The 12,142-nt window shown below is 36.5% G+C and carries 9 protein-coding genes; all 9 read right to left on the minus strand.

Features of this window, described 5'->3' with window-relative positions; translation table 11 throughout:
• Nucleotides 1-94: 94 nt before the first annotated feature.
• Nucleotides 95-436: a GIY-YIG nuclease family protein gene (locus tag ABW636_RS03215; protein ID WP_367588511.1), complete on the minus strand. Its 342-nt coding sequence runs from the start codon at nucleotides 434-436 to the stop codon at nucleotides 95-97.
• Nucleotides 437-1,611: 1,175 nt separating this feature from the next.
• A complete protein-coding gene (locus ABW636_RS03220) occupies nucleotides 1,612-2,349 on the minus strand; it encodes a precorrin-6A/cobalt-precorrin-6A reductase (RefSeq protein WP_367588512.1) in 738 nt (245 codons plus the stop codon).
• Nucleotides 2,346-4,202, minus strand: a complete 1,857-nt coding sequence (cobM, locus tag ABW636_RS03225) for a precorrin-4 C(11)-methyltransferase (protein WP_367588513.1) — start codon at nucleotides 4,200-4,202, stop codon at nucleotides 2,346-2,348. Before cobM ends, ABW636_RS03220 begins: the two co-directional genes overlap by 4 nt.
• A gap of 776 nt (nucleotides 4,203-4,978) precedes the next feature.
• Complete coding sequence (locus ABW636_RS03230) at nucleotides 4,979-5,992, minus strand: glycosyltransferase (RefSeq protein WP_367588514.1); 1,014 nt, start codon at nucleotides 5,990-5,992, stop codon at nucleotides 4,979-4,981.
• A 5-nt stretch (nucleotides 5,993-5,997) separates the two neighbouring features.
• Entirely contained in the window at nucleotides 5,998-6,996 is a 999-nt protein-coding gene (locus tag ABW636_RS03235; protein ID WP_367588515.1) for an NAD-dependent epimerase/dehydratase family protein, read from the minus strand.
• 617 nt (nucleotides 6,997-7,613) lie between these two features.
• Nucleotides 7,614-8,801, minus strand: a complete 1,188-nt coding sequence (gene cbiE, locus ABW636_RS03240; protein ID WP_367588516.1) for a precorrin-6y C5,15-methyltransferase (decarboxylating) subunit CbiE — start codon at nucleotides 8,799-8,801, stop codon at nucleotides 7,614-7,616.
• A 633-nt stretch (nucleotides 8,802-9,434) separates the two neighbouring features.
• Nucleotides 9,435-10,091 carry a 5,6-dimethylbenzimidazole synthase gene (gene bluB / locus ABW636_RS03245; protein WP_367588517.1) on the minus strand — a complete coding sequence of 219 codons (657 nt, stop codon included), beginning with the start codon at nucleotides 10,089-10,091 and terminating at the stop codon, nucleotides 9,435-9,437.
• Nucleotides 10,092-10,096: 5 nt separating this feature from the next.
• Nucleotides 10,097-11,452 (minus strand): precorrin-3B C(17)-methyltransferase, encoded by a 1,356-nt coding sequence (gene cobJ, locus ABW636_RS03250; protein ID WP_367588518.1) that lies wholly within the window; start codon nucleotides 11,450-11,452, stop codon nucleotides 10,097-10,099.
• Nucleotides 11,449-12,141, minus strand: a complete 693-nt coding sequence (gene cobI, locus ABW636_RS03255; RefSeq protein ID WP_367588519.1) for a precorrin-2 C(20)-methyltransferase — start codon at nucleotides 12,139-12,141, stop codon at nucleotides 11,449-11,451. The genes cobJ and cobI overlap by 4 nt, the downstream gene beginning before the upstream one ends.
• Nucleotide 12,142 lies beyond the last annotated feature (1 nt).

Genomic DNA, 12,142 nt, shown 5'->3' on the forward strand with positions numbered 1-12,142 from the left:
TTCGACAGGTTCAGGGTGACATACGTGTTCCATTTTGTGCTTGTATTTCATTTTAAAATAATATTTAGCACTTATATAATTATAAACTATACGGTCATACTGAGCCCTTCGTCAGGCTCAGGACAGGCACTGTCGAAGTATGTTTAAATTGAGTAAAATTTTTCGAATATTTTACTAATTGCTCCCAATCTTCTTCGATCAACGCTATTTTCTTTCTTCTGCTCCATCCTTTTAGTTGTTTTTCTTTTAGTATTGCTTCACTTGGATTTGTATATGCTTTAAACCATTTGAGCCGCAAAGGTCTTTTGTTATAGGTATAACAATTCGGTTTATGTCCGTCTTGATGTTCATTCAATCTACGTTCTAAGTCATTTGTCATTCCTACATAAAATGAGCCATCGTTACATTCGATAATATAGGTATAATAATATTTCATTTTATAGTTTTTGTTTTTTTACCCTTCGTGAGTGTTTTGACTACACTTCGATAAGCTCAGAACACGTACTGTCGAAGCATATTCTTTTTTGCTAATTTCATACCCTTCGACAAGCTCAGGGTGACATTCGTTTTCGGTTCTTTTGTTGTAACTCCTTTTTAGTTAATGTCATTAAGGTCCTGATTGTTACGTTTTCGGGTTTTATGTCATTCTGGACTTGATCCAGCATCTATTGTTTTTATGTTTTGGATTCGGGTCTTTAGTTTATCTTTCAAACTTACACCGTGGGCTGAGGCTCTCGAAGTCCACCCTTCGAGAGTACTTCGACAGGCTCAGTATGGCACCTCAGGGTTCGGACAAATCTCTTATTTCGATTATCCGTCTTCAGACTTCGGGCATCGGTCTCAAAGAACATCTCCCTAAATCCCCCCTTCGACAGAGCTCAGGGCAGGCCGTTCAAAGAGGGACTTTTGTTTGCTAGAAACCTGAGTTTCGATTAATATTAAATATACTATTATACTATAAAAAGCATCAGTTCGAGTGATTTTTCGTAATAAAATGGAGAAAAATTGTATCGAGAATAGCTTTTTAGAACCGAAATGCTAGTCATCTTGAGCTTGGCGAAAGGTCGATACAATCCACCAAGGCGGATCACTCAAACTGACGCATTTCTGAAATCATTCCTTTTTAGTTAATGTCATTTGGGTTTTGATTGTTACGTTTTACCTATTTGCATTGCTTGTTTATTATGATAATTTTCTTACTAGCTCTTTACCCTTAGAGAGTACTTCAACCAGAGGACCAGTGATATTGAAGTTTACATTAGAAGTTATAGAGACAAAATTAAAAGACAAGATATTAAACAATTTTATTGCTTTCTTTTTTTCATCGCCAAAAAAAGAAACAAAAAAGTCTAGGCTTACGAAAGTTTATCTAATTTTTTTGTTCAATTCCTAAATTTCAGAAACTCGCTACGCTCAAACAGTCTGAAATTTTACGGAATTTTCACTTCAAATTTTACGATAAACTTTCGATAGGCCGAACAACCTCCTCTTTCAAAATCAAAATGGTATTCTCCAGAGGCTCTCGAAGTCCATTATTACTGGTACCCTTACCCTTCGAGAGCCTCAGGGTTCGAAAAAGCATCAGACTTCGGACACCGGACTTCGATCTTCCTATCCCTTGCCAATCGCTTCAACCAATTCCTCAGGTGTGTCTACACAAAGATACCGATTTGATAGTTCGGGTTTTTTAAGGATTACGATGGGAATGTTTACTGCTAAAGCAGCTTGTATTTTTTCTTCCAGTTTTCCGTTACTGCCACTTTCTTTGGTAAAAATTACCTCTGGGGCTATTTGGGTAAAAAGAGCTATTTCTTCGGTTTTGAATTGTGGGTATCCAAATAATAAGTGGGTTTCAGGAAAATTGGCTTGTGTTGCAATTGCTCTAGAAGAATCTCTATCCAAAATACGAAACCAGCAGGGATGGTTTTTCCAGTAGGATTCGAGTTTTGCAATCGTTTGTACTCCCGATAAAGCTAGTAACGATTGGTAGTTATTGGTTGTAAAAAGTGCTACTGCTTCTTCATAACTAGTGACATACGTAACCAGAGGATGAGATACTCTGGGTAAAAATATTCGTTGAAAGCGTATCAAAGGAATATCAAGAGAAAGATTGACAATCATCTGGTGTAACTGTAACGCAAAAGGATGCGAAGCATTGATGATGTGGGTGATCTTGTGCGCTATGCAAAAAGAGGTTAATATATCGGTAGTCATTTCGCCATAGATCCCCGTGCCATTACCTGTAAAAACCACCTGAGTTTTGGTAGAATAGAAGTAGGGTAGCGCTAATGCGTCTAATATATTAGCTACTTGTTTGCCTTCTGTGGTACCACCAAAAACCAGTATCATGAGGATGTAATTGCGTTATCTTTTTTTCTAAAAATATGATGCCAGGTATCGTTGTATAACCACGATCTGTTTTTTCGTGCGCCTACGGCCTCACCCACTACAATCAAAACGGTTCTGGTGAGTTTGTTTTTTTTGATGATGGTAGTTAGTTCTGAAAGGGTACCGGTCCACACTTCTTCGTCTTCCCAGCTTACACGATACAGTATGGCTAACGGAGTATCCTCTGGATAATGTTCTAATAATTGTGCTTGTATTTTTTTGGCAATACCCACACTTAAGAAAATACACATGGTAGCACGTAGTTTTGCCATATCGGCTATTTTTTCATGTTCGGGCATCGGGGTGTTGCCTTCTCCCCGGGTCAAAATAATGGTCTGTGCCACTTCTGGGATGGTAAACTCTGATTTAAGATAGGCGGCTGCGGCCTGAAACGAAGAAATACCGGGCACGATATAATAGTCGTATCCTTTTTCATCAAAAATAGTCATCTGTTCCTGTATGGCACCATAGATCGAAGGATCACCAGAATGTAACCTTACAATAGATTTACCTTGTGCATAGTATTGATCCATAATAGCAACCTGCTCTTCTAAGGTCATCGATGCCGAGTTACGAACCAGTGCGCCTTCTTTGGCCATATGCGTCAACGCCTCGGGTACCAAACTACCGGCATATAAGATACAGTCTGCATTTTCTAATATGTATTGCCCTTTGAGGGTAAGTAATTCGGGATCTCCAGACCCCGCTCCTACAATAGCAATGCTCGCTTTACGTTCGTAAGCAGCTACCAGGCTAAGGGCATAAGTGAATTTTTTACCCGATGAGGTCAGTACCTTTGTTTTTTCTACAATCCATGCTTCCTGATCGGCAATCAATGCTGCCGATGATTCTGAAACCCCATAAACACCTACTTTTTTCTTAACCACTTCTGATGGATTGGCAACAGTGATGGTATTCAACTCATCGCCAGTATAGGTAACAAAAGGGATGTCGTATTGCGCCGCAAAATCAAGATAGGCCTGTTCTTCATTTTTGATCGTTGCCGATCCAATAGCACAGATGCTTTCTATAGCGATGTTTTCTTTTTGTAGGGCAGTTTCCAACTCCGTCATTAGCAGAGGAGGTTCGATATCTTTGGCACAACCACTACCGATGGCAATGCAAGGAGGATAGTATGAAATTACAGGAGTGGTAGTTTCTATGAGTTCATATCCTACGTAAATAATTAGCTCATAGGCTTTAGTATCGCAATCCTCCAGGGTGTAGTAGATATCTACAAAATCTGGGCATGTTTTTTCTAAATGCTGTGTACCCTTGTCTTTAACTTTTAGAATAAGGGCTGTTGGTTTTCTATTAACAAACAAAGAGATAATGCTGTTGGTAGCAATAGTACTTTTAGTTTTCCAACCATAGGTCGTTGCCAGGGTGTCTAATGCCCATAAGTCTTGTAAATCACTAGAGGTAGATACTACAGGTTGGGCATTAAGGATTCTACCAATTTGATAGGTGAGGTCATTGGCTTTGCCAATATGACCACTTAGGACTGCCTGTGCAAATTTACCTTGATCATCTACATTGATTACCGCAGGATCTGTGGTTTTATCCTCAATAAAAGGTGCAATGCTGCGTACACAAATACCCAGGGCACCTACAAAGATCCATACATCATAGCTATGAAACGAATTTTCTAAAAGCGTTGAAACCCCATCAATCTGTTTACAATCTTTAGAGGTTTCTATAGGTCTTGTGGTAAAAAGTTTAGAACGATAAAACTCTTTTTGCAAGGTTTTGGCAATGGTTACTCCTTGATCTGTAAAGCAAAGTATGGCAACTTTTGTAGTGTGTTCTGACATGTGGTATTGTTAGAAGAAAAATTTCAAGTTCTTTTTAATATCGAATTAATCCTACTATGTTAACTTTAATCAATAGATTTAAATTGAATAACTTTTAAAAGAAATACAATTTACATCCCTCCAGTCATCGCACCATCTCACCCACAACTCACGTTGTGATGTTTTCAAAGGGAGACTTGAAACCCCTTCCTTTGAAGGAAGGTTGGGATGGATGTTTAAGATGATAAAGCAGGATTAAATAATTCATAATAATTGCACCAAAGATAAAGGAAGTCTTTAAGACGAAAAATTGTTTGGCTATGTAAATGAGATTCATTCTTTTTATTAGTGAAACTCTATTCTGAAAAGTTAGCTAGTAATACATTCAAAATAGATAGTTGAACTCATCCCGTTTTTTCAGCGAGATCTTAGGTTTACTACTAGGACAAAAGCATTTAACTTTTTATTGCAAGTTTTCTAATAAACTGTCCCAAGGCAGAGTCTCGAGGAATTCTTTAGATTAAAACATCCCTCTAGTCATCGCATCATCTCGCCCACAACTCACGTTGTGACGTCTTCAAAGGGAGACTTTTTAGCTTCCTTCCTTTGAAGGAAGGATTGAGGATGGATGTTTTTATATATTTATAACTTTTATTTTTAAATGCTTTTGCCCTGAGTTTACTACCTTGAAGCTTGCTTCGTAATTTTAAAAACTATTTTCTATTGAATGTTTTTTGGGCTTGCCCCGAGGATTATTTATTAATGAAAAATGAATAAAAAGTTAAATACATTGGCAATTAAGCAAAAAACCAAAAATCCACTACAGGTTTTTTACCCCACGAGATGAGTAGTTCTTCTATTTCTTTTTTTCCGTCGGGAGATGCTACTACGATCATTATTTGTGTGTTGTCGAGTGCTTTGATATCATTATAATGTTCTAACGTTACCCCATAGATATCTTTTCCTATTTTTCTCTCATTATCGCATACCCAATAAAAATGATCATTATAAGACTGTATGAGCTTGGCCATATCTTTTCCGTTTTTACCGGCCCCCCAAAGTACCAGAGGTCGGGTTTTGTCTCTGTCTAATTCATAAAAGAAGCGTAGCTTAAGTTCAAAATATCGATTGTCTTTGTACTCTTCCCAGGTGCGAGAAATCCTATTCGAGCGATCTCTCCAGTGATGTAGAATTTTATCTATTCCGACCACTGTTAAGCCTAGTCTATAAAAACGAAAGCAGAGATCATAATCTTCTGGGTATATCAATGGGTCAAAAGCTCCTGCTGCATCAAAATCGTCTTTATGCAGCAACCAACAATGCGACGGGATCACACATTCTCTATAAATCTCTTGATAATGGGTACTTGTTCTGGCAACCTCATTTAACCACTTTTCGTATTTAAGAAACCCATCACCCACAACACCTTCGTCTACAAAGTGCTCGGTACCTCCTGCAATTACAGTGCCTTTGCCATATTTATGCCACTCTTCTACGAATACTTGTAGTTTATATGCCGGCATTTTATCATCAGAATCCATTCTGTTGATCAAAGTACCTTTGGTTTCTGCATATCCTACTTGCAATGTGGGAATTAATTTGGGCCTGTCACTATTAAAAAATCGAATACGGGCGTCTTTTGCCGCATACTCCTGTAAAATTTGAGGGCTCTCATCTGATGAATGATCATTAACAGCGATAAGCTCCCAGTTTTGATAGGTTTGTGCCAGAATAGAATCTAAACAATCATGTAAATAGGGTGCAGTATCCTTAACTGCCATTATAATGGTGACTAGTGGTTGGTTTGTCATTGTTCTTAGGGTTTTTTCCAGGAGTTTGGTAGTTTTTTGGTGATTTCGATATGCTGAAACTCTTTACTAGATCGTGCTCCATGTGTTTTTACCCATTTTGCCATTTCTAACAGTCCTGCTTCGAGTTGTACAGGTTCTTTAGGATTAAAAACAGCATCAAATTTTGTGTGATCGGCATAGGCATGAACTACCTCTTCTCGTTTTTCCAGTTGTTTGATATTAAGAGGTGATTGCATGGCTTTGCTAACCGCTACTGCCAATTCTTTTACAGAATAGACATGATCACTTCCTATGTTAAATATGGTATTGTAAGCTTTTGGAATGGTTACCGCATTGGCAATGTAAGGAGCTACATCATCGATGTGTGTAAACGCTCTTGTTTGTTCGCCGTCACCAAAAATGGTGAGCGGTTTATTTTCCAGGATTTGATTCATAAATATCCCTACCACATTGCGGTATTTATCGCCTATATTTTGATGCTTTCCGTATACATTATGAGGTCTAAAAATAATATACTCCAACCCAAACATCTTATGCGCGTTGATAAGGTCTAATTCTACTGCGTATTTTGCAATTCCGTAAGGATCTTCTGGTTTAGGGTGATGTGTTTCTACCAATGGTAACGTATTGGTGCCATACACCGCTATAGAAGAGGTAAAAACAAAGCATTTTACACCGTGAGTAACCGATGCGTTGATCAGATTCACACTGCCGATGAGGTTATTTTGGTAGTTGAAATTTCTAATAAAATGACTTAAACCTTCTGCAGCATAGGCAGCCAGATGGTACACATAGGTAAATTTATATGTTTCGAAAAGGGTGTTTATGAGGTCTATATCCAGAATGGATTCTTCATAAAAAATAGCTTCAGCGTTTACATTTTTTGTATCTCCTCCAGAAAGATCATCCAGAACTACTACAGTATGATTTTGTTGTAGTAAATGATTCACAACATGAGAACCCATAAAACCTGCTCCTCCTGTTACAAGTGAAATTATTTTCATTTGATACCATTTAAACTTTGAATTCGATATGATAAAATGTTCTTTTTTTATCACAGTTTCAGAATAAAAATAAACCGTAGCACTACTTCGACTTAGCTCAGCACAGGTACTATGCTTGATTTTTCTTCTTCACTGAAACAAAAAAATCTTAATTTTCTTTTATACCAAATTCAAAGTTTAAATGGTATAAAAAATATTAAAGAACAAACCTACGTAAATTGACTGATACATGATTAGAGTTAACGTAAATTATACAATAGAAAATCTATTATGAGATTTTCAATTGTATTCCATCTAACTCAATATTAAATGGTTGATTTATAGATTCATCATTTTTCTTTTTTTCATTGCCAAAAAAAGAAACAAAAAAGTCTAGTCTTATGAAATTTCCTCTAAAAATATCATTCTCTGCACTAAATTAAATTAAAATGTTTTTGAATTGCTAAAATATTCGTTTTCAAAGAAAACAACAACTACAAATAAACATACAGCTATTTAGAAATTTAATTTTACGCTTCGTTCATTTCATTTTTTTTACGATGAAATTTCAGTAGGACATTAAGAAGTAATAAATTAGAAACTTTATGTTACATTGAAACAATATCTTTGAATCCTAATTAAATTTTATAATTTATTGCTTTTATCAAAGTAATTGGATTATGTGTGTCTAAAGTTATTACACTTTCTTCTGAAATGGTATACCCAATGCTGGCACATCCTTTTTTGAATCCCAGGACTGAGTTTTCTTGTACAGCATTGATCACAATCCTAGTTTCTGATGTTAGAAAGCGTTTTATTTTCTGAAACAACGCTGCTAATCGACCCCCATGCCCTCCTATAAAAATAGCATCTGGTTTTGGATACAAAGTAAGATCTTGCTCAAAAAAATCGCCCATTACAGTTAGAATACCGGGAACGCCAAAACGTTTTTGGTTTTGTGTCATAATAGCTTCGCACTCCATTCTTTTTTCGAAAGCAACCACTTCTAAATGTGCATTTTTCAGCTTTGCCTCAATACTTATAGATCCCGTACAAAAACCAATATCCCATAGTGTCTTTATTTTTAAAGCTTCTAAAAAGTGTAATGTGGTTAACCGAATGGGCATTTTGGTAATCATTTTCGGTCTATTGGGTAGCCCTGTAAAATCGGTGTCTGTGATACCAAAATCTATAGATCGATGATTTTTTTTCTTAAGCAGTACACAGTTTAGAGGGTAAAACGTTTTTTCTGAAGCTTCTGATAAGGTAAGTTCATAAAACTGCTCTTGTGTGCCTTCGATATCTTCTCCTATACTAATCTCATAGTTATCATATCCATACTCTAACATTCGCTGTGCAATGGTGGCGGGATTTTTTTCTGTATCGGTAAGTACCCCAATCAATTCTTTTTGCTGAATTAAAGCAATGTCTAACGCATTCCATGTTCTACCATGTACACTGATTGTTTCTAATTGATTACTATTGGTATTGGTAGCATTTGCCAGTAACTGAATTGAGCTAAAATATGGGGCTGTGGTAATCGTTGCCCCGGGATATTTGTCTTTAAGAGTATTCGAAAATCCATAAAACAAGGGATTACCAGAGGCAAAAATAACAATGGGTTTATCTTCTTTTTCATAGGCGTCAAATACCTCAGACATAGGAGATGTTATAAAAATCCATCGATGGGGTTGAGGTAATCTATCTTTTACCAGTTCATAATGACGTTTTCCTCCGCTAAAAACAGTAGTACTCGCAATATACTCCAGCTGTTCTGATGTAAGCTGAGGTGTTTTGTTTCCGATGCCTATGATGTAAAATGTCATGGTAAGTTAGCTATAGTTTTGCGACGTGTAATTTATGATATTTAAACCATCTTGTCCAACATGTTTTACTGTTCTTTTTTAGTGCTAACCTTTCTATTACACTTCGACAGGTTACCATTGATGCATTATATAATATATTGTTTTACATAGTTTTATGAAGTCTTAAGCTTTGTCCAATCGTTTTATATTTAACTTTCTGTTCATTTTCTTTGCTCGCCCAAAGAAAACGAACCAAAAGAAAAGGCGCTTTTTTCAAGGTATTTTTCAATTTCATTGAAAACCAGATTTGTTTTGCTAAAATCTTTCCAAGGCTTCAAGATTTTTTAACGCAAAACAAATCTTATACTGGTGAAAAAAGATTTTAAAGCGCTGCTTTGGAACGTCAGTGCTACCACTGGATAAAATTTATTGGATATCTCAATTTGACGGCTTTTAACTATTTAAGTTTACAAAATAAAATCTTAAACCCGGATTATGCATTAGAACTTCGTTATGAAGGTTTCAAGTACAATAAAAACTGGTGTTTTCTTAATTTCAGCATAGCATCGCTATGGTTACATTAAAAAATACAGTAAAGCGTCAGTTTTTGAAGCAATTGGAAGCTGTAATAGATTTTCTAATGCATAATCCGGGTTAAACATACCTCTCGTTTATCACCACTTCTTTCTGAAGTTTTTTACGTTCCCATTTTCGTAATTCTAATTCTGGTTGATTATAAAACATATCGGTATATCCAAAACATAAATAACCAATCAATTGATTTTCTGGCGGAGCGTTCAACACTTTTTTTACTTTTTCGGGATCCAAAATACTTACCCATCCCATCCCAATATTAAGAGACCTTGCCATGAGCCACATATTTTGTATGGCACAGACTACACTATATTTTCCCATGTTGGGCATACTGGTTTGGCCTAATACCGGACCTTCTTTGGGTTTGTAAAATACGGCCATATTTAGAGGTGATTCTAAGATCCCTTCTAATTTAAGTTGGATATATTCTTGTTGCTTTTGGTCTTCAAACGATAGTGCTGCTTTTTTAGTTTCTTCAGAAAATGTTGCTTTTACCGCTTGTTTTGTTTGTTGATCTTTGATTAACACAAATTCCCACGGTTGCGAAAACCCTACAGAAGGAGCCGCCAAAGCAGCTTCTAAAATGGTATCCATAGCATCTTTGGGTATTGGGGTCTTTAAAAATCGATTCCCTCGAACATCTCTTATGTGTACCAGTATCTCTTCAAGCAATTGTTGCTCATCTTTAGTGAAGATACGTTGCGATTCTATGGGCATGACAGTTATATTTTGGCCTCATCCAACGTAAATGCCGCATTTACAATAGCAGCTGCAAAATTGCTTCCTCCCCGTTTTTCTGTAATGAGTGCATAAGGTACATCGGTAATTGTTTTTAGTCGCTCTTTGGATTCTATTACATTGATAAAACCAACAGGTGCACCAATTACTCCTGTGGGAGAAAGTGTTCCTGCATGGATTTGATCTGTGATCTCGATCAATGCCGTGGGAGCATTACCAATGACAAACAATGCTTTGGGGTATTTTTGTGCAGCCAGTTTTATTCCTGCTTGTGTTCTTGTTAACCCTTCTTCTTCAGCCATTTTTAATGCCTCGGGGTCATTTAGTAAACAAACTACCTGATTCTTGTAGTTGGTAGTAAACGCTTTGGTGATTCCTGCTTGTACCATGGTAACATCGGTAACGATGGTACCTCCGTTTTTTAAATAGGTATGCCAGATAGCGATAGCTTTTTCAGAGGCTTGAAAATAGTTGATATATTCAAAATCTCCAGAGGTATGTATACATCGAATAGCTGCCCAAAGTGCATCTTTTTCTAATGAATTTGAAGGTAGATTATTGAGTATTTCTTCAAAACTGGCTTGTTGTATTTCTACTCCGGTTTCTGGTTTTCTGTTTAAATACCCTCTAGGTGTAATTAAGTTGTTTTTATATCTAAATGTTTGACTGTTGCCTATTAACACCACACAAAACATATCTACATCGTTTACATCTAAATTTCCTAAGGTGGTGATTTTAATCTCTTCTTCTGTTCGACCCAATTGCTTACAAATAGCTACTGGTGTTTTAGGGTCGCGGTATTCTAAATAAATATTTTTTAGGGTCTGAAGTTGCCAATACCTTTTTTTGCTTCTTGGATTGTATAAACCCGTTACAAAATCACCCATTGCAGCGGCACGAATACGTTGTTCTATTGTGGTCCAGGGAGTCATTAAATCAGATAATGAGATACAGCAAAAATCGTGGCCCAATATCGCTCCTAGTTTACTTCCTGCAGTGATAAAAGCAGAAATTCCTGGTACCGTTTCTACTGGAATTTCTAATTGCTGTTCGGCTACTTTTTGATAAACAATCGATGCCATAGCATATATACTGGCATCTCCCGATCCAATAACTACCACATGTTCTCCTTCTAAAGCGTGCTGTATTGCAATATCGGCTCTTTTTTCTTCTTCGCTTAACTCTTTGCCAATACGTAGCGTATTTGGGTTTATGAGATGTTCTATAAACTGAAAATAATAATGATATCCAATGATAACAGTAGCTTCTGAAATTGCCTGTGTTGCCATGGGTATTATATAGTCTGAATGTCCAGGGCCCAGCCCTACAACTTTGATCATTTTTTAATAATTAATAAAGAGAAATATGGTATGTCTCTTTGGGTCAGAGTGGTCAAGTCTGAGGTTATAAATTCTTCTTTGGTTCCTAAGCGCTCACAATAGTAACATTTCCAATCCTTTTGTACTAATTCTGATTGAAAATCATTCCACCCTGATCGTATTTTCATTAATATCACGGTATCGAATTCTTGAAAATATCGTTCAATCTCTTTAATATTCTTGACTCTGGGAATAACTGCTACTTTATCATTTAGCAAACTTAGAGGTACCTGATGTTGTGCTGCTCCCAAAGAAAAAGAATTAATCCCCGGGATTAGGGTAACAGGCAAATTAAACTCTTTAAGTTTTTCTAACAGGTATGAAAACGAAGCATATAAACTAAGATCGCCTTCGCAAACGACAGCTATTTTTTTTCCAGCTTGATAAGCATGTTCAATTTCTTGTGCGGTTGTTTGGTAAACTTCTGAAGCCTGACTTCTGTCTGCCGACATTTTTAGAAAAAAACCTTTAAGCTCTTTGTCTTCTAATCTGTGATATTGTAAAATAGGGTATACAAAACTTTTTTTCGCTCCATTATTAATAGAACCAGGATAAAAAATGAGGTCGACTTCGTTTAGTATTCGTAATGCTTTTAGGGTAAGGAGTTCTGGGTCTCCCGGACCTAAAGCGATACCATATATAGTATGCAAA

Origin of the sequence: Aquimarina discodermiae, from assembly GCF_040786235.1 — a bacterium.
GTDB lineage: Bacteria > Bacteroidota > Bacteroidia > Flavobacteriales > Flavobacteriaceae > Aquimarina.

What these genes read in the sequence shown, in the direction of transcription:
- ABW636_RS03215 (WP_367588511.1), bottom strand. Translation starts at nt 436, where the DNA reads ATGAAATATTATTATACCTATATTATCGAATGTAACGATGGCTCATTT.
- ABW636_RS03220 (WP_367588512.1), bottom strand. Translation starts at nt 2,349, where the DNA reads ATGATACTGGTTTTTGGTGGTACCACAGAAGGCAAACAAGTAGCTAAT.
- cobM (WP_367588513.1), bottom strand. Translation starts at nt 4,202, where the DNA reads ATGTCAGAACACACTACAAAAGTTGCCATACTTTGCTTTACAGATCAA.
- ABW636_RS03230 (WP_367588514.1), bottom strand. Translation starts at nt 5,992, where the DNA reads ATGACAAACCAACCACTAGTCACCATTATAATGGCAGTTAAGGATACT.
- ABW636_RS03235 (WP_367588515.1), bottom strand. Translation starts at nt 6,996, where the DNA reads ATGAAAATAATTTCACTTGTAACAGGAGGAGCAGGTTTTATGGGTTCT.
- cbiE (WP_367588516.1), bottom strand. Translation starts at nt 8,801, where the DNA reads ATGACATTTTACATCATAGGCATCGGAAACAAAACACCTCAGCTTACA.
- bluB (WP_367588517.1), bottom strand. Translation starts at nt 10,091, where the DNA reads ATGCCCATAGAATCGCAACGTATCTTCACTAAAGATGAGCAACAATTG.
- cobJ (WP_367588518.1), bottom strand. Translation starts at nt 11,452, where the DNA reads ATGATCAAAGTTGTAGGGCTGGGCCCTGGACATTCAGACTATATAATA.